The following is a 23043-nucleotide window of genomic DNA, read 5'->3' as shown; positions in this document are numbered from 1 at the left end:
GGGGCCCGAACACAGGCATTCGAACCAATCAAGGGGAGCAGGAAAACGTGGCTGAAGTCACTGAGCGCGTGCCGTCGAAGCGGCGTACGCGCGGGCGGCCGCTGGCGGATGCGTCCGTCGGTCCGGACGTGATATTGCGGGCCGCGCGCCGCACCTTCGCGAAGCGCGGCTACGATGCGACGAGCGTGCGCGAGGTCGCGCGCGAACTGGGCATCGACGCGGCGCTGATCGCCCATCATTTCGGCGCGAAGGAAACGTTGTGGCTGGCCGTGGTCGAGCAGATCGTCGAGCTGGCCGCGCCGTTGTTCGATGCGCTGCGCGCGCTGCGCGCGTCGTCGCTGCCGCATCGCGACCGCGTGCGGCGCGCGCTCGAGCTGTGCGTCGATCACGAGTTCGCGGAGCCGGATATCGGCATGTTCTTCTCGACCGCGGCGACCGAGGAGGGCGCGCGGCTCGACCGGCTGCAGGAGCGGCTCGTGCGCCCGTATCACGATGCGATGTTTCCGCTGCTGGCGGAGGCGGTCGAGGCGGGCACGATCCGCCCGGTCGATCCGAACATGCTGTTCTTCATGATCGCGAGCGCGATCGGCATGACGGTGTCGTACAGCCACATGATGCTGGAGTTCACGTCGCTGCCGACGCGGCCGGAGGCGTTCCGGCAGGCCGTGCTCGACGTCGTGTTCGGCGTCGTCGGCGACTGACGGCCGCCGCGCGCGCAATGCGCGCGGTCACGTCGCCGCAACCAGCCCCAGTTCACCGACCGCGTTGCGCGCGGTCTCGCGCAGCGCATCGACGAGCGGCGACGGCGTGCGGTAGGCGATCGCCAGCTCGTACGCCAGCGGGCTGCCCGCCTCCTTCAGTTCGCAGAACGCAATGCCTGGCGGCTGCATCGGCACGAACAGGCGCGGCATCAGCGCGACGCCGATGCCGCCCGCGACGAGCCCGGCCGTCGTCTGCATCTGGCGCGGCTGCTGGACCACGCGCGGCGCGAAACCGGCCTGCGCGCAGGCGGTGACGATCAGCGCATGCATGCCCGGCCCATGGTGCGCGGCGAACATGACCCACGGTTCGTCCGCCAGCTCGGCGAGCGCGATGCGCTTGCGGCGCGCGAGCCGGTGGCCGTCGGGCAGCGCGGCCACCATCCGGTCGCGCAGCAGCGGCTCGACGCGCACGTCGCCGGCCTCGGCCACCGGCAGCACGACGAGGCCGACGTCCGTGCGGTCCTGGCGCAGCGCGAGCACCTGCTCGGCGGTCGTGCCTTCTTCCAGCTGGAAATCGACGTCCGGATGCCGCTCCTGGAAGGCGCGCAGGATCAGCGGCAGCAGTGCGTTGACCGTGCTGTCGACGAAGCGCAGCCGCAGCGTCCCGCCGAGACCCGCGCCCGTGCGGCGGGCCACGGCCACCGCGCGCTCGGCCTGCTCGAGCGCGCGCCGCGCCTCGAGCAGGAACGCGTCACCGGCCGGCGTGAGCCGCGAGCCACGGTTGTCGCGTTCGAGCAGGGCGACACCCAGGGCGTCCTCGAGCTTGCGGATCGCCGCGCTGAGCGGCGGCTGCGCCATGTGCAGCCGCTCGGCTGCACGCCGGAAGCTCAGCGTCTCGGCGACCGCGACGAATTGCCTGAACTGGCGCAGATCGATCATGCGATACCGTCCGTGTATCAGTAGGTCATCGAATTCGTATTTTACCTATCACCCTGCGCTGCCCAGAATGTCCCTGTCAACCCACGTCGACAGTCAGGAGGGCAGGTCATGACGGGCAGCGAACAGCAACGTACGGCGATCGTCACGGGCGGATCGAGCGGGATCGGCTTCGCGATCGCGAGCAGGCTGGCGCAGGACGGGTATCGGGTCGCGATCGTCGGGCGCGACCTCGCGCGGCTGGAGGCGGCCGTCGCGCGCCTGGGCGGCGCGGCGATCGGGCAGGCGGGCGACCTGAGTGTGCGGCACGACGCGGCGGCGGCGGTCGCCGCGATCGTCGCGCGGTGGCCGCGCATCGACGTGCTGGTCAACAATGCGGGGCTGACCGGCCGCGTCGGTTCGGATACCGAAGCGGGCGAGGCCGAAGCCGTGTGGGATACCGTGCTCGACGCGAACCTGAAAAGCCTGTTCCTGACGACGATGGCCGTGCTGCCGCACCTGGCCGACCGTGACGCGCGGATCGTCAACATCGGCTCGATCGCGGCGCGCGCCGGCAGCCTGCTGCCGGGCGGCCTTGCCTATGCCGCCTCGAAGGCCGGTGTCGAGGGGTTCACCGTTGCGCTCGCGCGCGAACTCGGGCCGCGCGGCATAACGGTCAATACGGTTGCGCCCGGCTATATCGCCGACACGCGTTTCTTCGGCGACGGCGGCGTCGCGCCGGCCATCGCGGCGGCGATCCGCGAGCAGACGCCGGTTGGCCGCGCCGGACATCCGGACGACATCGCCGATGCGGTCGCGTGGCTCGCCGGGCCGCGCACGTCGTTCGTCACGGGCGCGACAGTGGCGGTAAACGGCGGCTGGCGCGTCGGGTGACGCACACGGCGCACGCCGCGGGCGCGGGGGCGCCGCCGGTCATTCGGCATCCGTCGGCGGCTTGTCGCCGAGCCAGCGCCGTGCGCCGGGCCCGTTGCGGCCCGCGCGGTCTTCCGGATTGGTCAGCTTGCAGCGCTTCAGCGACAGGCAGCCGCAGCCGATGCATTCGTCGAGGTTGATGTAGAGCCGCTGCAACTCCTCGATCCGGCTCGCGACGCGCTGCTTCCAGCCGCGCGACAGCCGCTGCCAGTCCTTGTTGCTCGGCGCGGTGTCCTCGGGGAGGCTGACGAGCTGCTCGGCGATCTCGTCGAGCGAATAACCGATCTTCTGCGCGAACACGATGAACGCGATCAGCCGCAGCACCGCGCGCGAATAGTGCCGGTGGCTCGAGCCGTTGCGGTGCGACCTGATCAACCCGCGCGTTTCGTAGAAGCGCAGCGTCGACGCCGGCACGCCGCTGCGCGCGGCCACTTCGCGGATCGACATCAGCGGCCATTGCGGGGTTTCCTGGATACCCATGATGTCCTCCGGGAAAGCTTGACTTGAAGTTAACTTCAACTTTTATGCTACGCGGCAGTTTAACCCGTCGCGAGGCATCATGCTCTCCTTATCCCTACGCAGGACGTCGCCTTTGAGCGCCGCCTGCGCACTGTTGCTGGCGTTGTCGGGCTGTCACGACGGCAAAGGCACATCGTCGGCCCAGCCCCTTCCCGAAGTCGGCGTCGCCACGGTCGCGCCGCGCACGGTCCGCCTCGCGGACGCGTTCAACGGGCGCGTCGAAGCGGTCGATGCGGTCGAACTGCGGCCGCGCGTAAGCGGCTATCTGCAGCGTGTCGCGTACAAGGAAGGCGACGCGGTCGCGCAGGGGGCGCTGCTGTTCGAGATCGACCCGCGCCCGTACCGGATCGCGCTCGACCGCGCCAGCGCGCAGCAGCAGCGCGCCCGTGCGGCCGCGAGCCTCGCCCAGGTGCAGCTCAAGCGCGTGCAGACGTTGATCGATGCGCATGCGACGTCGCAGGAAGAACTCGACAACGCGCGCGCGACCGCCGAGCAGGCAAGCGCGGACCTGCAGGCGGCCGATGCGGCCGTCGCCGACGCGAAGCTCAATCTCGGCTTCACCGAAGTGCGCGCGCCGATCGCCGGGCGTGTCGGCCGCGCGGTCGCGACCGTCGGCAACCTCGCGCGCGCGGACGACACGCTGCTGACGACCGTCGTGTCGCAGGATCCCGTGTACGTGTATTTCGACTGCGACGAGCAGAGCTACCTGCGCTACAACGCGCGCCGCGCCGATCCGAAGCATCGCGCGATCGGCGCCGATCCCGTGCGCGTGGGCCTCGCGAACGAGACGGGCTTCCCGCACGCTGGCACCGTCGATTTCCTCGACAACCGGCTCGATCCGCGGACCGGCACGATCCGCGCACGCGTGCGGCTGCCGAATGCGGATCATACGTTCACGCCGGGCCTGTACGCGCGCGTGCAGCTCGTCAGCGGCCGCGACGAGGATGCGCTGCTCGTCGACGACAAGGCCGTGCTGACCGACCAGGACCGCAAGTACGTCTACGTGATCGGCCCGGGCGACAAGGCGCTGCGCCGCGACGTGACGATCGGCCGCGAGCTGGAGGGAGAGCGGATCGTCGAGAAGGGGCTGCAGGCAGGCGACCGCGTGGTGGTCGACGGCGTGCAGCGGATCTACTATCCGGGCGCGCAGGTGAAGCCGAAGGCGCTGCCCGCGCGCGCCGAGGCCGGTCGCGCCGCGCAGGCCGTGGCCGACGCCGGCACGCCTGCCGCGCATTGACGGGAGCGACGCAATGGATTTCTCCCGATTCTTCATCGACCGGCCGATCTTCGCGGTCGTGCTGTCGATCGTCATCTTCGCGATCGGCCTGATCTCGATTCCGATGCTGCCGGCCGGCGAATATCCGGAAGTCGTGCCGCCGAGCGTCGTCGTGCGGGCGACCTATCCCGGCGCGAACCCGAAGGAAATCGCCGAATCGGTCGCCGAACCGCTGGAAGAAGCGATCAACGGCGTCGAAGGCATCATGTACATGAAGTCGGTGGCGGGATCGGACGGCAGCCTGCAGGTCGTCGTCACGTTCCTGCAGGGCGTCGATCCCGACACGGCCGCCGTGCGCGTGCAGAACCGCGTGAGCCAGGCGTTGTCGCGCCTGCCCGACGAGGTGCGCCAGTACGGCGTGACCACGCAGAAGCAGTCGCCGACACCGCTGATGTACGTGAGCCTCTACTCGCCGGACAACAGCCGCGATTCGCTGTACCTGCGCAACTACCTGACGCTGCATGTGAAGGACGAGCTGTCGCGGCTCACCGGCATCGGCGACGTCGGCGTGTATGGCTCCGGCGACTATGCGATGCGGCTGTGGCTCGACCCGAACCGGCTCGCGTCGCGCGGGCTGACCGCGAGCGACGTGATCGCGGCCGTGCGCGAGCAGAACGTGCAGGTGTCGGCCGGCCAGCTCGGCGCGGAACCGTCGCCGAAGCGGAACGACTTCCTCGTGTCGATCAACGTGCGCGGCCGCCTGCGCACGGTGCAGGAGTTCGGCGACATCGTGCTGCGCAACGGCGACGACGGCCAGGTCGTGAAGCTGTCCGACGTCGCGCGCATCGAGCTCGGCGCGGGCGACTACACGCTGCGCTCGTATTTCAACGACAGGCATTCGGCCGTGGTCGGCATCTTCCTGTCGCCGGGCGCGAACGCGCTCGATGTCGCGAAGGCCGTGTATGCGAAGCTCGACGCGTTGTCGAAGCGGTTTCCGCCCGGTGTCGCGTACCGCCCGGTGTGGGACCCGACGGTGTTCGTGCGCGAGTCGATCCGCGCGGTGCAGCACACGCTGATCGAGGCCGTCGTGCTGGTCGTGCTCGTCGTGATCCTGTTCCTGCAGACATGGCGCGCGTCGATCATTCCGCTCGTCGCGGTGCCCGTGTCGGTCGTCGGCACGTTCGCGTGGCTCTACCTGCTCGGCTATTCGATCAACACGCTGACGCTGTTCGGGCTCGTGCTCGCGATCGGGATCGTCGTCGACGATGCGATCGTCGTCGTCGAAAACGTCGAGCGCAACATCGCGCAGGGGCTGAGCCCGCGCGATGCCGCGCACCAGGCGATGCGCGAGGTGTCGGGGCCGATCGTCGCGATCGCGCTCGTGCTGTGCGCGGTGTTCGTGCCGATGGCGTTCATGTCGGGCGTCACGGGCCAGTTCTACAAGCAGTTCGCGGTGACGATCGCGATCTCGACGGTGATCTCCGCGATCAACTCGCTGACGTTGTCGCCGGCGCTCGCCGCGAAGCTGCTGCGCCCGCACGGCGCGCCGAAGGATGCGCTGACGCGCGCGCTCGATCGCGCATTCGGCTGGCTGTTTCATCCGTTCAACCGGTTCTTCGAGCGCAGCTCCGATCGTTATCACGGCGTCGTCGGCCGCACGCTGAAGCGGCGCGGCGTGGTGTTCGCCGTCTATGCGGCGCTGCTCGCGGCGACCGCGCTGCTGTTCAACGCGGTGCCGGGCGGCTTCATCCCCGTGCAGGACAAGCTGTACCTGTTCGCGGGCGCGAAGCTGCCGGAAGGCGCATCGCTCGCGCGCACCAGCGCGGTGACCGAGCAGATGACGAAGATCGCGCTCGGCACCGACGGCGTCGAGATGGTGCCGGCGTTCGCGGGGCTGAACGCGCTGCAGGGCGTGAACACGCCGAACATCACGAACTCGTACGTGATCCTGAAGCCGTTCGACCGGCGTCACCGCAGCGCCGCGCAGATCAACGCGGACCTGAACGCGCGCTTCGCGGCGATCGACGGCGGCATGACCTATGCGCTGATGCCGCCGCCGATCCAGGGTCTCGGCAACGGTTCGGGCTACGCGCTGTACCTGGAGGATCGCGGCGGGCTCGGCTACGGCGAGTTGCAGAAGGCGTTGTCCGCGTTCCAGGCCGCGGTCGCGAAGACGCCGGGGATGAGCTATCCCGTCAGCTCGTACCAGGCGAACATCCCGCAGCTCGAGGTGAAGGTGGACCGGCTGAAGGCGAAGGCGCAAGGCGTCGCGTTGACGGACCTGTTCAATACGCTGCAGGTGTATCTCGGCTCGATGTACGTGAACGACTTCAATCTCTTCGGCCGCGTGTATCGCGTGATGGCGCAGGCCGACGCGGGCCACCGGCAGACGGCCGCCGACATCGCGAACCTGCGCACGCGCAATGCGAACGGCGAGATGGTGCCGATCGGCTCGATGGTGACGGTCGGGCCCGCGTATGGGCCCGACCCGGTCGTCCGCTACAACGGCTATCCGGCCGCCGACCTGATCGGCGATGCCGATCCGAAGATGATGTCGTCGTCGCAGGCGATCGCGCAGCTCCAGCAGATCGCGAAGGACGTGCTGCCCCCGGGCATCACGCTCGAATGGACCGACCTCAGCTATCAGCAGGTCACGCAGAGCAACGCGGCGATCGTCGTGTTCCCGCTCGCGGTGATGCTCGTGTTTCTCGTGCTCGCGTCGCTGTACGAGAGCTGGACGCTGCCGCTCGCGGTGATCCTGATCGTGCCCGTGTGCATGTGCGCGGCGCTGTTCGGCGTGTGGCTGTCGGGCGGCGACAACAACGTGTTCGTGCAGGTCGGTCTCGTCGTGCTGATGGGGCTCGCGTGCAAGAACGCGATCCTGATCGTCGAATTCGCGCGCGAACTCGAAATCCAGGGCAAGGGCGTGATCGAGGCGGCGCTCGACGCATGCAAGCTGCGCTTGCGCCCGATCGTGATGACGTCGGTCGCGTTCATCGCGGGCTCGGTGCCGTTGCTGATCGGCAGCGGTGCGGGCAGCGAGGTGCGGGCGGCGACCGGCATTACCGTGTTCGCGGGGATGCTGGGCGTCACGCTGTTCGGGCTGTTCCTGACGCCCGTGTTCTATGTGGCGATCCGCAAGCTCGCGGGCGGCACGCCGGCCGTCTGGAGCGAACAGCACGGCACCCTCGAAGGAGAAAACCGATGAGCGCCGCTTTTCGACTTTCCGCGCTCGCGATGTCGTTGACGCTTGCCGCGTGCGCGGTGGGCCCCGATTTCAAGCGGCCCGATATGGCTACGGCCGCACGGTTCGCGCGCGACGGCCATCCGGCGACGCCGCGCGACGCGTCGCCGCCCGATATGCCGCCCGATGCGTCGGCCGCCGCCGATGCCGCGTTCTGGCGCGGCTTCGGCGATCCGGTGCTGACGCAGTTGATCGATGCGGCGCTCGCGGCGAACCAGGACCTGCAAGTGGCCGTGTCGCGCTACGACGCATCGAACGCGCTGCTGTCGCAAGCAACGTTCGACCGCTATCCGACGATCACCGCGAGCGGCCAGATCGGCCATCAGCTGATGAGCAAGGATCAGGCATTCGGCGCGCCGCGCAGCCAGCGCGACACGCCGACGTCGAACATCGGCATCAACGCCGCGTGGGAACTCGACCTGTTCGGCCGCGTGCGGCGCTCGATCGAGTCGCAGCGCGCGGAAACGGCCGCGAGCGCGGCCGACGTGCGCGCGGTGCGCGTCGCGATCGCGGGCGAAGTGGCGAGCACGTACGTCGATCTGCGCGGCTCGCAGGAGCGGTTGCGAATCGCACGCGAGAACGCCGACAACCAGCAGCAGACGCTTGCGCTGATCAATGCGCGCGTCGGCGCGGGGCGAGGCTCCGACCTCGATGCGGCGCGAGCACGTGCGCAGTACGAATCGACGACGTCGCGGATCGCCGTGTACGAAGCCGCGATCGGCGTCGACGAGCACCGGCTCGCGGTGCTGACCGGGCAGACGCCCGATGCGCTGATCGGCCGCTTCGGTCCGCCGAAAACCGGTGCGTCGCCGGGCACGCCGGTGCCGCTCCCGGCGCTGGCCGCCGACCTCGATCCCGGCACGCCGGGCGACCTGCTGCGCCGGCGTCCCGATGTCGCGGCCGCCGAGGCGCGGCTGCACGCGGCGACCGCGCGCGTCGGCGTCGCGACGGCCGACCTGTTTCCGCGCTTCACGCTGTCGGGGTTGCTCGGCAGCGCGACGAGCAGCTACGGGTTCTTCCGCGCGGGCAGCGACACGAACCTGATCGCGCTCGGCATCGACTGGTCGTTCCTCGACGTCCGCCGTGTGCGCGCGCGGATCGCCGCGAGCGACGCGGAAGCGGCCGGCCAGCTCGCGCAGTACCGGCAGACCGTGCTCGGCGCGCTGGAGGAAACCGAGAACGCGCTGCTGCGCGTTGCCCGCACGCGCGACGAGACCGCGCACCTCATACGCGCGGCCGACGACAGCGCGCGCGCCGCGCAGCTCGCGCAGACCCGCTTTTCGGCCGGCGCGATCGACTACTACGAAGTGCTCGACGCGCAACGGACGCTGCTGCAGGCGCAGGACGCGGCGGCCGACGGCCGGATGCGCAGCGCGGCGTCGACGGTCGCGCTGTACAAGGCGCTCGCGGGCGGCTGGCCGTCGGGCACGGGGCAGGGGGCGCAAGGCCCGCTTGCGCAGTCGGGGAAGTAGCGCGAGGCGGTCGGCGCGGCGTTTCCGTGGTTGCGTACGGCGGCCGGGCTCGATCTCGACGTTTCCGGTTTCCCGCACGTCGAACGCTGGCTGGCCGACATCGCCGCGCGGCCGGCCGTTCAGCGGGGCCTGATCGCCTGCCGCGCGCCGGCGGCCGTGGCGGCGCATTGATTCGCATCGCCCGCGCCGTACGGACGGCGCGGGCACCGGCCGCCTGCCCGCCGGGAAACATTGCTCTCCTTCGTCGTAAACGTCTCGAATGCGTGATATTTGCGGCCGCCGATCCGGTTTAGAGTGGCCGCGAATCGATGACGATGCGTCGTATGGCCGCAGAGCCTTACAGGCGCACCAGAGGAGTGGGAGACAACATGGGTGAAGGCAGGATTACGCAGGTCGAGTCGTTCGGTTTCGAGCGCATTCCCGATGCATCGCGCTATGCGCGGCCGATCGATCTGTTCCGGTTGCTGTTCGGCGGCTGCAATACGTTTTCCACATCGGTGCTCGGCAGCTTTCCGGTGCTGGTCGGGCTGTCGTTCAAGGCCGGTGTCTGCGCGATCGTGCTCGGCGTGCTCGCCGGCACGTGCATCCTCGCGCCGATGAGCCTGTTCGGCCCGCGCAACGGCACGAGCGACCCCGTGTCGTCCGGTGCGCATTTCGGCATCCACGGCCGGATCGTCGGCTCGTTCCTCGCGCTGCTCACGTCGATCGCGTTCTTCTCGCTCGCGGTGTGGAGCTCCGGCGACGCGCTCGTCGGCGGCGCGCACGACATGGTCGGTGTGCCCGTCAACGGCTTCACGCTCGGCGCGGCGTACATGGTGTTCGCGGTGCTCGTGCTGATCGTCTGCATCTACGGCTTCCGTTTCATGCTGTGGGTCAACAAGATCGCCGTGTGGGCCGCGAGCGTGCTGTTCGTCGCGGGCCTGTTCGCGTTCGCCGGCCTGTTCGACATGAACTATGCGGGCACGCTGCAACGGGGCAGCACGGGTTTCTGGGCCGCGTTCGTCGGCGCGGTGCTGGTCGCGCTGAGCAATCCGGTGTCGTTCGCGTCGACGCTCGGCGACTGGGCACGCTATATCCCGCAGCACACGCCGAGGCATCGCGTGATGGGCGCGGTGTTCGCCGCGCAGGTCGCGACGTTCGTGCCGTTCTTCTTCGGCCTTGCGACCGCGACGATCATCGCGTCGAAGGCACCCGCGTTCATTGCGTCGAACGACTACGTCGGCGGGCTGCTCGCGATCTCGCCGCGCTGGTTCCTGCTGCCGATGTGCCTGATCGCGATCATCGGCGGGATGTCGACCGGCACGACCGCGCTGTACGGCACCGGCCTCGACGTCTCGAGCATGTTCCCGCGGATCCTGAACCGCGTCCGCGCGACGCTGCTGATCGGCACGATCGCGATCGCGTTCATCTTCGTCGGCCGCTTCTGGTTCAACCTCGTCGAAAGCGTCGCGACGTTCTCGACGCTGATCGATACGTTCAGCTGCCCGTGGATGGCGATCATGGTGATCGGCTACGTGACGCGCCGCGGCTACTATCTCGCCGACGACCTGCAGGTGTTCAATCGCGGGCTGCGCGGCGGCCACTACTGGTTTACGCACGGCTGGAACCTGCGCGCGATGGGCGCATGGCTGCCGGCCGCGTTGGTCGGGCTCGCGTTCGTGAACCTGCCGGGCCAGTTCGTCGGGCCGCTCGGCCACCTCGCGGACGGGCTCGACCTGAGCGTGCCGGTGTCGCTGGCGGTGGGCGGGATGCTGTACTTCGTCTTGCTGACACTGTATCCGGAGCCGGACGGCGTGTACGGCCCGCGCGGGCGCCGCTTCGTGCGCGGCGGCAGGCACGGCGCGCGCGGTGCCGGTGCGCCGGCGATCCAGCCGAAGGGGTATTGAGCGGCGTGGCCTCTTGCTCCATGTCCTGAAGCGCCAACGCCGCCGCGCGGGTCGAGCCGCTGGCGGCGTTGGCGTTTCCGTTTCCGGCAGCGCGGCCGATCAGTCGAGTGTGCAGCCCGCGAGCATCCCGCCGTCGACGATGAATTCCGACCCCGTGCAATACGCGAATTCGTCGGACGCGAGGAACAGCACGAGGCTGCCCGCTTCGTCGGGCTCGCCGATGCGCGCGGCAAGGGCTGCGTGGCGATCGACGTGCTACCGTGCGGTCGGCCCCTTGACCGCCAGCCGCCGGCACGCGGTCGCGAGCTGGTTCGGATCGCGTTCGTGGCGGTGCAGGAAGCTCAGGCCGATCGTCTGGCGGATCATGGGGCCGGGGAGCGGCATGAGCGCGATCTTGTGCGCGAACAGGTCGCGCACGCGGCCGGCTCGCCCGTCGCGCCCGCCTGGTACGTGCTGTTCGCGGCATCGTTCGGGCTGCTCGCGAGCGTGTTCATGCGCGACGGCGCGCCGTGCGTGGTCGCACGCCGGCAATTCCAGGGCGAACCGCTGAGCGCCAGGTAGCGGCCGGCGGCCGCGCCCCGGTGACCCATCGGCGCGGGCGCCGTGCCGGGTAGCGGCGCAGCCGATGGTTAGCATCGCGGGCGGCGGCCTACCGCGGCCGCCGCCCGGTCATTACGCTTGGGCGGTCATCCACTCCTTCCGGAAGGTCGCCATGTCCCGGCTCGACTACACGCTGCTCGGCCCCTGTCTGCTCGCCATCGCGCTCGACGCGATGGGATTCGGGCTCGTCTACCCGATGATGTCCGCGATCTTCAGCGATCCGCGCGCGGGCATCCTGCCGGCCGACGCCGGCGCGCATCTGCGCAATTTCTATCTCGGTCTCGGCTACGGGATCTACCCGCTGTGCATGTTCTTCGGCTCGTCGCTGATGGGCGAGCTGTCCGATCGCTACGGCCGCCGCAGGATCCTGCTGCTGTGCGTGCTCGGCCTCGCGGCCGGCTATGCGATGATGGCGGCCGGTGCGTGGCACGCCAGCGTTGCGCTGCTGCTGGCCGGCCGCGGGCTCACCGGCCTGATGGCCGGCTGCCAGGGCATCGCGCAGGCGGCCATCACCGACCTGAGCACGCCGGAGAACAAGGCGTACAACATGAGCATCATGTCGCTCGCGTTCAGCGCGGGCGTGATCGTCGGCCCGGTGCTCGGTGGCGTCACGTCCGACCGGACGATCTCGCCGCTGTTCGACTACGGCACGCCGTTCGTGCTGGTCGCCGCGCTGTCGCTCGTCTGTGCGTGCTGGACCTGGGCATCGTATCGCGACTCGGCCGCGCCGCGCGGCGATACGCGCATCGATCCGCTGCTGCCGCTGCGGATCATCTGGGAAGCCGCGCGCCAGCGCAACGTCGCGTTCCTGTCGGTGGTGTTCTTCCTGATGCAGGTCGGCTACGGGCTGTACCTGCAGACCATCATGCTGCTGCTGCAGGCGAAATTCGGCTATACGAGCGCGCGGCTCGGGTTGTTCAGCGGCGTGATCGGCATCTGCTTCGTGTTCGGCCTGCTGTTCGTCGTGCGGCTGATGCTGCGCGTGTGGCGCGTGATCGACATCGCGAAGACGGGCCTGCTCGTCGCCGGGCTGGGCCAGATCCTGTCGGCATGGTTCCCGCACGAACCCGTGCTGTGGGCGCTCGCGATGGTCGTCGGCTGTTTCGACATGGTGGCGTACACGACCATGTATACGGCGTTCTCCGACGCCGTCAGCGAAGACCGGCAGGGCTGGGCGCTCGGCGTCGCGGGCTCGGTGATGGCTGTCGCGTGGGTCGTCACGGGCGCGCTGACCAACCTGCTGCCCGTGTTCGGCGAGACCGGTCTGCTGCTGATCGGCGGCGCGGGCTTCCTGCTCAGCTTCGTGATGATGGCCGCGTACGGGCGGACGCGGCCGGGCGCCCGGACGGCCGCGCTGTCGTAAGCGGCACGCACGTTGGCCCGATCCTGTCGGACGTTGTCCCGTGTGCGGCTGTCGCGCGAGGCCGCGCGGCCCGACACTGGCGCCTCGCGGCCGCGGAAGGATCGGGCCGCGTCCGGCGGCGCCGGCCGGCCCGACGCGCCGTCTCGTCAATATGCGAACCGAAAGGAAGCGACCCATGCAACACCCGACCATCCGTACCCTGGCCGGCGCGACCGCGCCGACGTCGATCGACGCCGCCCGCAGCGCGCTGCTGGTGATCGATTTCCAGAACGAATACTTCAGCGGCCGCCTGCCGATTCCGGACGGGCCGCGCGCGCTGGGCAATGCGCGGCGCGTGATCGCGTTCGCCGACCGCGCGGGCATTCCGGTATTTCACGTCCAGCATGTCGATGCGGCCGACAGCCCGATCTTCGCCGACGGCAGCGACGGGTTTCGCTTCCACGCGGACCTGCAGCCGGCGCCGCACCACGCGGTCGTGAAGAAGACGTCGGTGAGCGTGTTCCCGACGACCGACCTCGACGCGCGCCTGAAGGCGGCCGGCGTCGACACGCTGATCGTCACGGGCCTGATGACGCATGCGTGCGTGGCCGGCGCGGCACGCGATGCGGTGCCGCTCGGCTATGCGGTGATCGTCGTCGACGACGCGTGCGCGACGCGCGATCTCGACGTCGCGGACGGCGGCACGGTGCCGCACCGCGACCTCCATCGCGCGACGCTGGCCGCGCTGTCGGACACGTTCGGCGACGTGCTGACGACCGAACAGGTCCTGGCGCTCGACGTCGCCTGACGACGGCGCGGGCCGGCGCTCAGTCGGCCCAGCCGGGCACCGCGTGCACGACTTCGCCGCGGAAGCACGTCTCGATCACGCGGGTTTGCGCGAACGTCTCGACCGGGTGCGCGAACGGATTGCGGTCGAGGATCGCGAAGCTCGCGTCCTTGCCCGCTTCGAGCGAACCGGTGCAGTCGTCGAAACGCAGTGCGTAGGCGGTGTTCACCGTGTAGGCCTCGAGCATCGTGAGCAGGTCGAGCCGTTCGTGCGGGTTCCACGGCGGGCTGTCGGGCTGGTCGATCAGCCGATGCGTGACACCCGTCTGGATGATCTGCATCGGGTCCATCGTGCTGACCGACCAGTCGGAGCCGGCCGCGAGCATCGCGCCCGCGTTGCGCAGGCTGCGGAACGGATAGTTGCGCGCGGTGCGCTCGGCGCCGAGCAGGTCGCGATAGAGCTGTTGCTGCTCCTCGCGGGCGGCCGTCCACAGCGTCTGCACGCTTGCGATCGCGCCGAGCCGGTTGAAGCGGCCCATGTCGGCCGGATCGACGAGCTGCAGGTGCGCAAGCTGCGCGCGCCGGTCGCGCATGCCGTTGCGGCGCTGGACATGTTCGAGCGCGTCGAGCGTCATGCGCACCGCGCGGTCGGCGAGCGTGTGGAAGTGCAGGTCGAAGCCGGCGGTATCGGCGAGCAGGCAGATTTCGTTCAGCGCGTCCTGGCTCCACAGCGCGAGGCCGCAGTCGTCGGTGCCCGCATACGGCTCGAGCAGCGCGGCGGTTTTCGATTCCGGCACGCCGTCGACGAAGATCTTCACCGTGTGCAGGCGCAGGTTGTCGCGCTCGTATTCGCGGCGCCACGCGGCGAAGCGCTCGATCTGCTCGCGCGGGTCGCGGCGCGGGTTTGCGTAGAGCCCCGCGCTCATGTACGCCTTCAGGGTGCCCGCGCGCTGCGCGTCGGCATAGGCCTGGAGCTCGGCTTCGTCGACGCGTGCATCGAACCAGCCGGTGATGCCGTAGCCGTGCGCCATCGCGTGCGCCTTGGCGAGCGATTTCGGGTAGCCGGCCGGGCTCAGTTGCGGAATGAGCGGGCACACGCGGTAGAACGCCGCTTCGTGCACGACGCCGTTCGGCGCGCCCGAGGCGTCGCGCTCGATCACGCCGCCGGACGGATCGGGCGTATCGGCCCGGATGCCGGCCGCTTCGAGTCCCTTCGTGTTGAGGCAGCCGCTGTGCACGTCGAAGCCGACCACGAGCAGCGGCCGGTCGGGCACGATCTGGTCGAGCAGTTCGCGGGTCGGATACGTGCCGAACGCGGCGAGGTTCGCACCGCCGAGATAGACCCACGGCTCGTTCGGCGTCGCATCGGCGCACGCGCGGATACGCTGCAGGATCGTGCCGGGATCGTTGATGCCGGACAGGTCGAAGTCGCCGAGGATCTGATGGCCTTCGAGCGGGTGCACGTGACCGTCGATGAGGCCCGGCAGCATCAGCCGGCCGGCGAGATCGACCCTTCGCGTCGCGGGGCCGGCCAGCGGGCGGATGTCGTCGTCGCGGCCGACCGCGACGATCTTGCCGTCCCGGGTGGCGAGCGCCTGCGCGAAGCGGCGCTGCGCGTCGCCCGTGTAAAGCAGGCCGTTCAGATAGACGGTATCGGCGTGTTGCATGTGTCTCCTCCGGGTAGGGGATCGACGGGCGCGCGTGTCCGGCGGGCGGGCCGTGCGGCTCGTCCGGTCGCGTGCGCCCGGTCGGGGTGGAACGGGATGAGAGGGGTTACGTGCCGGCGCCGCGTGGCGGCGCTGCTGCGCCGTGGCGAAGGTCGGCAACGGCTGCCGGAGCGTCATGCCGGTTTCGCCGACGGGCCCGTATCGGCGAATCGATGAGCGACGCGCTTGCGGCCGTGCAGGCCGGCGTCGATCCGGTAATCGGCATGCCGTGTCTCCGTGGTATCCGACGCGTTGCTGCCGTCGGGTGAGTCAGATACTAGGAGCGGGGCGGCCGGCTGTCTGTCGTCGTTTTGAGGACAACGTGCGACAAAGGCGGCGTTTACCGGCTGCGGTCTTCCTGCGCTTCGTCTTCGGTCACGCACCACGCGAACAGCCCGGCGCGGTTCGCGACGCCGAGCTTCGCGAGCGCGCGGCCGAGATAGGTGCGCACGCTGCTGGCCTTGAGCGCGAGCGTGTCGGCGATTTGCGGGACGGGCCGGCCTTGCAGCACCGCGCGGCAGACGAGCCGCTCGCGCTGCGACAGCGCCGCGCCGCTGGCCGACAGCCGCTGTTCGAAGCGCAGCAGCAGCGCGCCGTCGTCCGAGCGCGGCGTCAGGCGGGCGAGCCGCGCATGCTGGATCAGCAGCGGCAGCACGAAATCGCCGAGCTGCCGCAGCAGCGCCAGTTCGGCCAGCGTATAGGACGGCTGGCCGCGCCGGCGGAACAGCGAGAATGCATAGACATAGTCGCGCTCGCTGCCGAGCAGCGTGCAGTCCTCGCCGAGGTCGCCGAGCGCGAACTGGCGGCCGTACTCGGTCGCCGTGTCGATTTCGTCATTGCAGGAGAACACGAGCTGCGAATCGGTCGCGCGCTCGATATGCGGGAGCAGCGTGTCGTCGCGCCAGTCGCCCTGTGTATACAGATCGAGTGCGTGGCGCGTGCCGTCGGGATCGTCGCCGCCGGCGAAGAACAGCACGTCGACGCTGTTGACCGAGTGGGACGGCGCGTCGCGCCGGTAACGCGTCGCGACGCTGTAATGGGATTGCGGATCGACGGTTTCGCGCAGCCACGCCCAAAGCCGGGCGGGAAACTGCGGACTGCCGAGGCTGGCGACCAGGTCGCCGGCGTTGCTCAGGGAGATATGGGCGGGGTTCATCGTTGACACCGTCTTCGCGAACGGCCGCCTTGGCGGGCCGTGCTTCGCCTGCACCGGAGCGGCGGCGAAGCACGATTGTAGGGGACTTCGCGCGCGCAGGGCACCCGCGCTTGCCCGCCGCCCGCGCGTCAGAACATCGTGTTCCGGTTCGCGGCCGTTTCGGGCACCGGCTGGATCACGTCCCAGTGCTCGACGATCCTGCCGTCCTTCACGCGGAAGATGTCGACCACCGCTTCGCCGCGATCGCCCGGACGCTCGGTCGCGTGCACGTGCAGGTACACCAGGTCGCCGTCGGTCGCGCTGCGGACGATGCGTGCGCGCGAGGCGGGGTTCTTCTGGAATGCGCCGACGAAATACGACACGAACGGTTTCTTGCCGTCGGGCACGTGCGGGTTGTGCTGTTTGTAGTCGTCCGCGACGACGGTGGCGGCCTCGACCGCTTCATGCTTGTTGAAGAAGCGGTCGTAGAACGTCAGCACGAGCTGGCGGTTGGCCTCCTCGGCGGCCAGGTCGCGGGGAGCCGGGGCGGCAGCCGGCGCAGCCGCCGATGCGGCCAGCAACACGCATGCGGCAACGACGCGAGCGAGGGAGCGGAACGATGACATGTAGCGATTTCCTTGTCTGACGGTTCGTGGATGCGCGCATGTGATGCGCGACTGCGGGGGCGACGCTCGTGACGATCGACGACGGTCGGTCGCGCGAAACCGCCGGCACGCATGCCGGCCGATGCGCGGCGATCGGACGCAACGCATGCATCGTTACTGCGGCCGATACGGCGGCGCCGCGCCATCGTCATGTTTCGTTGAACTGGCGAATCCCGGCAGTTGTCGGGGCGATCGAATGGTACAGTTGCCGCGAACCCGTCACAAGAAGTCATCGCGGTGTGAACAGGTCACACCGCGATGACCATGCGTTGCCCGTGAAAGAGAGTCCAGTCATGCCGTTGCCGTCCGCCGACGAATCCGTCGAACTCGATCAGCCGTGCCCGATCCGCGATGTCCTCGATCGCATCGGCGACCAGTGGAGCCTGCTCGTGCTCGAGGCGCTGTCCGGCGGAACGATGCGTTTCAACGAACTCGGCCGCGCGATCGGCGATGTGTCGAACCAGATGCTGTCGCGTACGTTGAAGCGGCTCGAGCAGGACGGCTTCGTCAGCCGCACGCTGTTCGCCGAAGTGCCGCCGCGCGTCGAATATGCGCTGACCGAGCTCGGGCGCTCGTTCCTGACGCCGATGCAGGCGATGATCCGGTGGGCCGACGAACATCATCGCGCGATCTGCGCGGCGCGCCGTCGTGCGCGAGAACTGGACGGTGGCGGGCGTTGAGCGGAATGCACGGACCGTTGCGTCGATGCACGGCGTGCCGCGGAAGGTGCGCGATGGGGTGACGCACGACCGGATGCGTTTGCATCGGCATCGATTGATTTCGTTATCCGAACGGTGCCGTCAGGATGAATGACCGGGACGATGCGTCGATGTATGTGTCGCGAAGGTGTCCGGGCGTGGGCGGGACGGTGCGTTGATGGCGGGCCACGCGTCCTGATGCGACGGCGCGAACGGCGCCGCTTCCCGCGTGCCGTCCGGCGCCGGACCGTCGTCGCCCGGCGCCGCGCGGCGGCCTATCGCCACGAGCCGTCGACGTAGACCCATACCGGCCCCTGGCGGCGCCAGTAGCCGGGTACCCAGCGACGTCCGGGGCGTCGTGCGACCCAGCGGCCGGACACCCATATATAGCGGCCGCGCTGCCAGCGCCAGTAGCCATCCGTCCATATATAGCCGTGCGGCCGGGGCGGCGGCGGCCGGCGGTCGTGCCGGGCCGCCGGCGGCGCGAGATGCGGGCGATCGTCGTACGGCGGCCCGCCGGGTACGCGGTTCGGGCCGGACGGCCGATACACGGGCGGTGCGGGCTGGGCCGAGGCGGCGCGCAGCCAGCCGGTCCCGGCAAATGCGGCGGTCAATCCGATGGCGCGCAACAACGAGCGTCGATTCATGGCGTGTCCTGTGCAGTATTGAAGGCTGCCTTACATTAGCCTGCCGGTACGCCCGCCGGGTTACGTGAGCGGTTAAGGCTGTTACTGCGTGTCACGGCAGGCGCAAACCGCCTGTTCCTTTCTGCCGGCTGACGGGGATGTCGCCCGCGACGCGGCAGCTGCATTCTGTTTACCGATGGTTGCCAGTGTTTTAGGCGCCCGACGCCAGAAGATCGAGATCAAATCAGGTAAAAATTACTGTTTTGGGGCGCTTGGCCGGATCCGTTTGTTGTTTCTATGCAACCGTCAAGACGATGACATGTAAGAATGGTGCGATGAAGGCCTCCAAAATGCTGTCGTCAAGAGGTCAAAAACAAGCGTTAAAACAAATACTTATGACTGGTCCCCACTTTCATTATTTCTAGTTCTGGAAAAGCTTATTTCTTTATTTGCGGATCGCTCCCCTAGGGTACACCCCTAAACTCACGGTTCCCAAACGGGCAACTATCCGGGCGTGGCCAGCAGGACCGATGGCACTCCCGGGCGGTTGAAGACCGTTTATGAACAAGGTCGCGAGACCTGCCTCTTTTTAGAAGGGAGCTCCACGAATGAACAAGACTCTGATCGTTGCAGCAGCTGCAGCATCGTTCGCTACCGTCGCTCACGCGCAAAGCAGCGTCACGCTGTACGGCGTGCTGGACGCAGGCATCACCTACCAAAGCAACGTCCAACCGGCACTGGGCCAAGCTGGCAAGTCGCGTTGGTCGATGGGTTCGGGCATTGACCAGAGCCGTTTCGGCCTGCGTGGTTCGGAAGACCTCGGTGGCGGCCTGAAGGCAATCTTCACGTTGGAAAGCGGCTTCAACATCGGTAACGGCCGCTTCGCGAACGGCAACGGCGGCATGTTCAACCGCCAGGCTTTCGTCGGCCTGTCGAGCCAGTACGGCACGGTCACGCTGGGCAAGCAGTATGACGCAACGCAAGACTACCTGGCGCCGCTGACGGCAACGGGCTCGTGGGGCGGCACGTACTTCGCGCACCCGCTGAACCTCGACCGTCTGAGCACGAACGGTGACGTCGCACAGAACAACACGATCAAGTACACGAGCGCGAACTACGCTGGCCTGCAATTCGGCGGCACGTACTCGTTCTCGAACAACACGAACTTCGGCAACAACCGTGCATACAGCGCGGGCGCTGCATACCAGTTCCAAGGTCTGAAGCTCGCAGCTGCATACTCGCAAGCGAACCTGGGTGACGGCACGAACGCAAACGGCGCAACGTCGTCGGCGATCGGTGGCATCGCTAGCCAAGGCCGCGTCCGTACGTACGGCGCTGCTGCTGGTTACGCATTCGGCCCGGCGCAAGTCGGCGCAGCGTGGACGCAAGCGCGTCTCGACAACAATGCTGTTGGTGTGAGCACGCTGCGCACCGACAACTACGAAGTCAACGCAAAGTACAACCTGACGCCGGCTCTCGGCCTGGGTGCTGCTTACACGTACACGAACGCGAAGATCAACAACGGCAGCACGCACTGGAACCAGTTCGGCCTGCAAGCTGACTACGCACTGTCGAAGCGTACGGACGTCTACGCACAAGCTGTGTACCAGCGTGCAGCGAAGAACGGCATCGGCGCATCGATCTACAACGGCGACGTCAGCACGCTGCCGAGCTCGTCGATCAACCAAACCGCAGCAACGGTTGGTCTGCGTCACCGCTTCTAAGCGTGACGGCGGGGTAACCCGCTTCGCAGCATCAAAAAAGGCGCCTTCGGGCGCCTTTTTTTTGTCTGCGGAATGTGATGTCGACGATTCGCGTCGTCCGGATGCAAAAAAGCGAGGCGCGTGCCTCGCTTTTTTTCGTTGTGCGTCGGTGTTGCGCGCGGCACTGGCCGCCGGTGACGTCAGCGCGTGTACTCGCCGTTGGCTTCCGGCTGGAACACGATCGCGGAGACTTTCATCTGCTTTTCGGCGCCGCTCGGCTGCATCACCTTGACCATCTGGCCACGCTGCGTGCCCAGCAGCGCCATGCCGACGGGCGAGAAGACGTTCAGGCGGCCGAGTTCGAGATTGGCGGCGTCCGGATAAACAATCGTCCAGGTCGCCTGTTCCTGGGTCGCTTCGTCGAGCAGCGTGATCTGCGAGTTCATCGTGACGACATTGGCCTTGATGGCGTCGGGCTGCACGATGTCGGCACGCTCGAGCAGCGTGTCGAGCATGGTCTGGAAGCGCGGGTTCTGTTCGGCGTGCTTCTCGAGGCGAGCAACGTCGAGTTCGGTCAACTGGTAAAGGCGTTGTTTCATGGCAGTTCTCCAAATGATCGGCAAGGGCAGGCGTGGCGTGCCTATGGGGATCGCCCGGAGCCTGTCTAACCTGGCTCCGGGAGGAGACCGAGCCGTCAGATCAGGCGCCGGGCAGGGGCGAGCGGTGCCTGGGCCGTGCGTCGAGCGAGGGGATGCGCCGGATGGCCGGCGTGCGCGCGCACGCCGGCCGGGCCGGACGGCGAAACCGAAAGGAGCGTGAGCGCGTACATGGTGGATGGAATATCGGCTGGCGATTAAAACCTTACGATTCTACAACACAACCTTCGGGATATGTGATCCGGCTGTTGGCGTTTCGTCAGCGATTGTTGTGCATATAACGCAAGTTGCGCGGGCTGTGTGCGGAAATATTTGGTGATTTTTTCCAAAATTGCAACGCTGTATGTTCCAACTAAGGGTTTCCCCTTGGAGTGACGCGCACTACACTGGATTCATTCGCTTCAGACAGAGTCCTGCCGAGGCGACGTCAAAAGAGAACATATTCCGGAGGTAAATCATGAAGTCGATCATCTACGCAGCCATCGCCGCATCCGTCCTTGCCGCACCGATCGCATCGTTTGCACAGTCCGAACAGGGGCTGACGCGCGACCAGGTCAAGGCCGAACTCGTGCAACTCGAACAGAACGGCTACAAGCCGCTGGCGAGCGATGCGCAGTACCCGAGCAACATCCAGGCAGCCGAACAGCGGATCCAGCCGAACCAGCCGATGCTCGCGCAGGCCGATACGAGCGGCTACGGCGCCGTCGCGACGGGCGCGGGCCAAGCCGGCCGCCGCGTGACGCGGGAAGCACCGAATCCGGTGAATTCGGTCTACTTCGGCAACTAATCGAACGTCCCCGGTCTGCCCGAGCGCACCATTCAAACGACGAGACGCGCGCCGTTTGCGCGCGTCGTTCGCCCGCTGGAGCAGAACCTCCGTCGCCGCATGTCGGCGGCTTTCCGCCCAGACGCTGACGCGTTTGGGCCTTTTTTGCTGCGCGGATCAGGTCGAAGCGACCGGCGTGCCGTGAATGTAGTGTTCGAGCTGGCTGATCGTGAACTGCTGATCGGCGATCACGCTCTTCACGAGGTCGCCGATCGAGATGAGGCCGACCAGCTTGCCGCCGTCGAGGACGGGCAGGTGGCGCATCCGGTGCTCGGTCATCAGCGCCATGCACTCGTCGGTGGATTGCGACGGTTCGACGTAGCGTACCTTCGCCGTCATGATTTCCTCGACGCGGGTCGCTTTCGATGAACGGTCCTGCAGGACGACCTTGCGCGCGTAATCGCGCTCGGTGACGATACCCGCGATGTCGTCGCCGTCCACGACCAGCAACGCGCCGATCCCCTTTTCCGCCATCAGCTTGATGGCGTCGTAGACGAAATCGGTCTTCGTGACGGTGTAGATCGTGCGGCCCGAATCAGGCTTGGCCTTGAGAATCTGCGCGACAGTCGTGCTCATTCGCTTTCTCCGTGTGCAGGTCGATACAGGGAAGGCAGGGCGTTGGTGCGCGACACCCGTTGAGCCCAGTATAGCCGGGCGCGCAGTGGCAGTCGCGTGACGTTTCCAGATTAGCGGTAAACTCCCGTCACGCACTATCCACACAACTCCTACATTCCTGAACGTTTCGATTCAATTCATGATGTCTTCGCGTCCCCAATCGCCCGCGCCGGGCAATGACCAGGCTGACGAGTGCGTGACACTCGTCGCCACCGCGTCGCTGCCTACGCGTTACGGTACGTTCAAGTCATACGCGTTTCGCGTATCGGGCAGCGATGCCGAACATCTTGCGCTCGTGATGGGCGACGTGGCCGGCGAGCAGTCGGTGCTGACGCGGCTGCACTCCGAATGCCTGACCGGCGATGTGTTCGGCTCGTATCGCTGCGATTGCGGCGAGCAGCTCGACCTTGCGTTGCGCTACATCGCGGCGGAAGACCGCGGCGTGCTGTTGTACCTGCGCGGTCATGAAGGGCGCGGGATCGGCCTGAGCAACAAGATCCGCGCGTACGCGCTGCAGGAGCAGGGGCGCGACACCGTCGAGGCGAACCTCGACCTCGGTCTGCCCGACGATGCCCGCGAATACGATTCGGCCGCCGCGATCCTGCGGATCCTCGGCGTGACGTCGGTGCGGCTGATGAGCAACAACCCGGAGAAGTTCGACACGCTCGCGAAGCACGGCATTCCGGTCTGCGAGCGCGTGGCGCTGGCGGTGCCCGTGCGCGAGGAAAACGAGCGTTATATCCGCACGAAGCAGACGAAGTTCGGGCATTACTTCGAGGAAAACGAGTAATCACGATGG

At 67.8% G+C, this 23043-nt stretch carries 21 protein-coding genes and 3 pseudogenes; 14 read left to right on the top strand and 10 right to left on the bottom strand.

Going from position 1 to position 23043, the window contains the following annotated elements; genetic code table 11:
- Window positions 1–47 precede the first annotated feature (47 nt).
- A complete protein-coding gene (locus VXM69_RS10790) occupies window positions 48–701 on the top strand; it encodes a TetR/AcrR family transcriptional regulator (protein WP_034189938.1) in 654 nt (217 codons plus the stop codon).
- Between the two features lie 27 nt (window positions 702–728).
- Here the strand turns inward: VXM69_RS10790 and VXM69_RS10785 are convergent, their stop codons facing one another.
- A complete protein-coding gene (locus VXM69_RS10785) occupies window positions 729–1640 on the bottom strand; it encodes a LysR family transcriptional regulator (protein ID WP_034189937.1) in 912 nt (303 codons plus the stop codon).
- A gap of 108 nt (window positions 1641–1748) precedes the next feature.
- Here VXM69_RS10785 and VXM69_RS10780 point away from each other — a divergent pair, with 108 nt between their 5' ends.
- Window positions 1749–2510 (top strand): SDR family NAD(P)-dependent oxidoreductase, encoded by a 762-nt coding sequence (locus tag VXM69_RS10780; RefSeq protein ID WP_367188570.1) that lies wholly within the window; start codon window positions 1749–1751, stop codon window positions 2508–2510.
- A 39-nt stretch (window positions 2511–2549) separates the two neighbouring features.
- Here VXM69_RS10780 and soxR read toward each other — a convergent pair whose 3' ends face one another.
- A complete protein-coding gene (gene soxR, locus VXM69_RS10775; protein WP_049036574.1) occupies window positions 2550–3029 on the bottom strand; it encodes a redox-sensitive transcriptional activator SoxR in 480 nt (159 codons plus the stop codon).
- 79 nt (window positions 3030–3108) lie between these two features.
- Here soxR and VXM69_RS10770 point away from each other — a divergent pair, with 79 nt between their 5' ends.
- From VXM69_RS10770 to VXM69_RS10750, 5 genes and pseudogenes are all read left to right on the top strand, one after another.
- Window positions 3109–4305: an efflux RND transporter periplasmic adaptor subunit gene (locus VXM69_RS10770; RefSeq protein ID WP_367188569.1), complete on the top strand. Its 1197-nt coding sequence runs from the start codon at window positions 3109–3111 to the stop codon at window positions 4303–4305.
- A gap of 13 nt (window positions 4306–4318) precedes the next feature.
- Window positions 4319–7492, top strand: coding sequence for an efflux RND transporter permease subunit (locus VXM69_RS10765; RefSeq protein ID WP_367188568.1), 3174 nt, complete (start codon window positions 4319–4321; stop codon window positions 7490–7492).
- Window positions 7489–9000, top strand: a complete 1512-nt coding sequence (locus VXM69_RS10760) for an efflux transporter outer membrane subunit (protein WP_367188567.1) — start codon at window positions 7489–7491, stop codon at window positions 8998–9000. The genes VXM69_RS10765 and VXM69_RS10760 overlap by 4 nt, the downstream gene beginning before the upstream one ends.
- Window positions 9001–9015: 15 nt before the next feature.
- A pseudogene (locus tag VXM69_RS10755) lies at window positions 9016–9171 on the top strand (glutathione S-transferase); the annotation flags it as partial.
- Window positions 9172–9368: 197 nt separating this feature from the next.
- Window positions 9369–10886, top strand: coding sequence for a cytosine permease (locus VXM69_RS10750; protein WP_069706364.1), 1518 nt, complete (start codon window positions 9369–9371; stop codon window positions 10884–10886).
- Window positions 10887–10985: 99 nt separating this feature from the next.
- Here VXM69_RS10750 and VXM69_RS10745 read toward each other — a convergent pair.
- Window positions 10986–11114, bottom strand: a pseudogene (locus tag VXM69_RS10745) (SDR family oxidoreductase); the annotation flags it as partial.
- A 27-nt stretch (window positions 11115–11141) separates the two neighbouring features.
- Complete coding sequence (locus tag VXM69_RS10740) at window positions 11142–11270, bottom strand: hypothetical protein (RefSeq protein WP_319001338.1); 129 nt, start codon at window positions 11268–11270, stop codon at window positions 11142–11144.
- A gap of 33 nt (window positions 11271–11303) precedes the next feature.
- Between VXM69_RS10740 and VXM69_RS10735 the strand changes: the two are divergent.
- The 3 genes and pseudogenes from VXM69_RS10735 to VXM69_RS10725 all read left to right on the top strand — a co-directional run.
- Window positions 11304–11447, top strand: a pseudogene (locus VXM69_RS10735) (MFS transporter); the annotation flags it as partial.
- A gap of 151 nt (window positions 11448–11598) precedes the next feature.
- Window positions 11599–12849: an MFS transporter gene (locus VXM69_RS10730; protein WP_367188566.1), complete on the top strand. Its 1251-nt coding sequence runs from the start codon at window positions 11599–11601 to the stop codon at window positions 12847–12849.
- Between the two features lie 175 nt (window positions 12850–13024).
- Entirely contained in the window at window positions 13025–13636 is a 612-nt protein-coding gene (locus tag VXM69_RS10725) for a cysteine hydrolase family protein (protein WP_034189928.1), read from the top strand.
- Between the two features lie 19 nt (window positions 13637–13655).
- Here VXM69_RS10725 and VXM69_RS10720 read toward each other — a convergent pair whose 3' ends face one another.
- The 3 genes from VXM69_RS10720 to VXM69_RS10710 all read right to left on the bottom strand — a co-directional run bounded on the left by VXM69_RS10720 (window position 13656) and on the right by VXM69_RS10710 (window position 17081).
- Entirely contained in the window at window positions 13656–15281 is a 1626-nt protein-coding gene (locus VXM69_RS10720; protein WP_124671082.1) for an amidohydrolase, read from the bottom strand.
- A 379-nt stretch (window positions 15282–15660) separates the two neighbouring features.
- The gene (locus VXM69_RS10715; protein WP_226104071.1) at window positions 15661–16476 is read right to left on the bottom strand and encodes a helix-turn-helix transcriptional regulator; all 816 of its coding nucleotides are present in this window, start codon (window positions 16474–16476) and stop codon (window positions 15661–15663) included.
- 128 nt (window positions 16477–16604) lie between these two features.
- Entirely contained in the window at window positions 16605–17081 is a 477-nt protein-coding gene (locus VXM69_RS10710) for a nuclear transport factor 2 family protein (RefSeq protein ID WP_226227654.1), read from the bottom strand.
- Between the two features lie 332 nt (window positions 17082–17413).
- Between VXM69_RS10710 and VXM69_RS10705 the strand changes: the two genes are divergently transcribed.
- The gene (locus VXM69_RS10705) at window positions 17414–17800 is read left to right on the top strand and encodes a helix-turn-helix domain-containing protein (protein WP_034189924.1); all 387 of its coding nucleotides are present in this window, start codon (window positions 17414–17416) and stop codon (window positions 17798–17800) included.
- Window positions 17801–18093: 293 nt separating this feature from the next.
- Here the strand turns inward: VXM69_RS10705 and VXM69_RS10700 are convergent, their stop codons facing one another.
- Window positions 18094–18465, bottom strand: a complete 372-nt coding sequence (locus VXM69_RS10700; RefSeq protein ID WP_034189923.1) for a YXWGXW repeat-containing protein — start codon at window positions 18463–18465, stop codon at window positions 18094–18096.
- A gap of 587 nt (window positions 18466–19052) precedes the next feature.
- Between VXM69_RS10700 and VXM69_RS10695 the strand changes: the two genes are divergently transcribed.
- The gene (locus tag VXM69_RS10695; protein WP_034189922.1) at window positions 19053–20168 is read left to right on the top strand and encodes a porin; all 1116 of its coding nucleotides are present in this window, start codon (window positions 19053–19055) and stop codon (window positions 20166–20168) included.
- A gap of 179 nt (window positions 20169–20347) precedes the next feature.
- On the opposite strand, the gene VXM69_RS10690 is transcribed toward VXM69_RS10695, so the two are convergent.
- The gene (locus VXM69_RS10690) at window positions 20348–20746 is read right to left on the bottom strand and encodes a GreA/GreB family elongation factor (RefSeq protein WP_034189921.1); all 399 of its coding nucleotides are present in this window, start codon (window positions 20744–20746) and stop codon (window positions 20348–20350) included.
- Between the two features lie 514 nt (window positions 20747–21260).
- Here VXM69_RS10690 and VXM69_RS10685 point away from each other — a divergent pair.
- Window positions 21261–21590: a DUF4148 domain-containing protein gene (locus VXM69_RS10685; RefSeq protein WP_034189920.1), complete on the top strand. Its 330-nt coding sequence runs from the start codon at window positions 21261–21263 to the stop codon at window positions 21588–21590.
- 156 nt (window positions 21591–21746) lie between these two features.
- On the opposite strand, the gene VXM69_RS10680 is transcribed toward VXM69_RS10685, so the two are convergent.
- Window positions 21747–22205: a CBS domain-containing protein gene (locus VXM69_RS10680; protein WP_034189919.1), complete on the bottom strand. Its 459-nt coding sequence runs from the start codon at window positions 22203–22205 to the stop codon at window positions 21747–21749.
- A gap of 178 nt (window positions 22206–22383) precedes the next feature.
- Here VXM69_RS10680 and ribA point away from each other — a divergent pair, with 178 nt between their 5' ends.
- Window positions 22384–23034 carry a GTP cyclohydrolase II gene (gene ribA / locus VXM69_RS10675; protein WP_034189918.1) on the top strand — a complete coding sequence of 217 codons (651 nt, stop codon included), beginning with the start codon at window positions 22384–22386 and terminating at the stop codon, window positions 23032–23034.
- Window positions 23035–23043 lie beyond the last annotated feature (9 nt).

This window comes from Burkholderia sp. Ed8 (assembly GCF_040761425.1).
Classification (GTDB): Bacteria; Pseudomonadota; Gammaproteobacteria; order Burkholderiales; family Burkholderiaceae; genus Burkholderia; species Burkholderia seminalis.
This window is presented reverse-complemented; position numbering and strand designations above follow the sequence as displayed.

What these genes read in the sequence shown, in the direction of transcription:
- VXM69_RS10710 (WP_226227654.1), bottom strand. Translation starts at nt 17,081, where the DNA reads ATGTCATCGTTCCGCTCCCTCGCTCGCGTCGTTGCCGCATGCGTGTTG.
- VXM69_RS10780 (WP_367188570.1), top strand. Translation starts at nt 1,749, where the DNA reads ATGACGGGCAGCGAACAGCAACGTACGGCGATCGTCACGGGCGGATCG.
- VXM69_RS10760 (WP_367188567.1), top strand. Translation starts at nt 7,489, where the DNA reads ATGAGCGCCGCTTTTCGACTTTCCGCGCTCGCGATGTCGTTGACGCTT.
- VXM69_RS10770 (WP_367188569.1), top strand. Translation starts at nt 3,109, where the DNA reads ATGCTCTCCTTATCCCTACGCAGGACGTCGCCTTTGAGCGCCGCCTGC.
- ribA (WP_034189918.1), top strand. Translation starts at nt 22,384, where the DNA reads ATGATGTCTTCGCGTCCCCAATCGCCCGCGCCGGGCAATGACCAGGCT.
- VXM69_RS10725 (WP_034189928.1), top strand. Translation starts at nt 13,025, where the DNA reads ATGCAACACCCGACCATCCGTACCCTGGCCGGCGCGACCGCGCCGACG.
- VXM69_RS10690 (WP_034189921.1), bottom strand. Translation starts at nt 20,746, where the DNA reads ATGAAACAACGCCTTTACCAGTTGACCGAACTCGACGTTGCTCGCCTC.
- VXM69_RS10730 (WP_367188566.1), top strand. Translation starts at nt 11,599, where the DNA reads ATGTCCCGGCTCGACTACACGCTGCTCGGCCCCTGTCTGCTCGCCATC.
- VXM69_RS10680 (WP_034189919.1), bottom strand. Translation starts at nt 22,205, where the DNA reads ATGAGCACGACTGTCGCGCAGATTCTCAAGGCCAAGCCTGATTCGGGC.
- VXM69_RS10715 (WP_226104071.1), bottom strand. Translation starts at nt 16,476, where the DNA reads ATGAACCCCGCCCATATCTCCCTGAGCAACGCCGGCGACCTGGTCGCC.
- VXM69_RS10700 (WP_034189923.1), bottom strand. Translation starts at nt 18,465, where the DNA reads ATGAATCGACGCTCGTTGTTGCGCGCCATCGGATTGACCGCCGCATTT.
- VXM69_RS10765 (WP_367188568.1), top strand. Translation starts at nt 4,319, where the DNA reads ATGGATTTCTCCCGATTCTTCATCGACCGGCCGATCTTCGCGGTCGTG.
- VXM69_RS10695 (WP_034189922.1), top strand. Translation starts at nt 19,053, where the DNA reads ATGAACAAGACTCTGATCGTTGCAGCAGCTGCAGCATCGTTCGCTACC.
- VXM69_RS10785 (WP_034189937.1), bottom strand. Translation starts at nt 1,640, where the DNA reads ATGATCGATCTGCGCCAGTTCAGGCAATTCGTCGCGGTCGCCGAGACG.
- VXM69_RS10705 (WP_034189924.1), top strand. Translation starts at nt 17,414, where the DNA reads ATGCCGTTGCCGTCCGCCGACGAATCCGTCGAACTCGATCAGCCGTGC.
- VXM69_RS10750 (WP_069706364.1), top strand. Translation starts at nt 9,369, where the DNA reads ATGGGTGAAGGCAGGATTACGCAGGTCGAGTCGTTCGGTTTCGAGCGC.
- soxR (WP_049036574.1), bottom strand. Translation starts at nt 3,029, where the DNA reads ATGGGTATCCAGGAAACCCCGCAATGGCCGCTGATGTCGATCCGCGAA.
- VXM69_RS10685 (WP_034189920.1), top strand. Translation starts at nt 21,261, where the DNA reads ATGAAGTCGATCATCTACGCAGCCATCGCCGCATCCGTCCTTGCCGCA.
- VXM69_RS10740 (WP_319001338.1), bottom strand. Translation starts at nt 11,270, where the DNA reads ATGCCGCTCCCCGGCCCCATGATCCGCCAGACGATCGGCCTGAGCTTC.
- VXM69_RS10720 (WP_124671082.1), bottom strand. Translation starts at nt 15,281, where the DNA reads ATGCAACACGCCGATACCGTCTATCTGAACGGCCTGCTTTACACGGGC.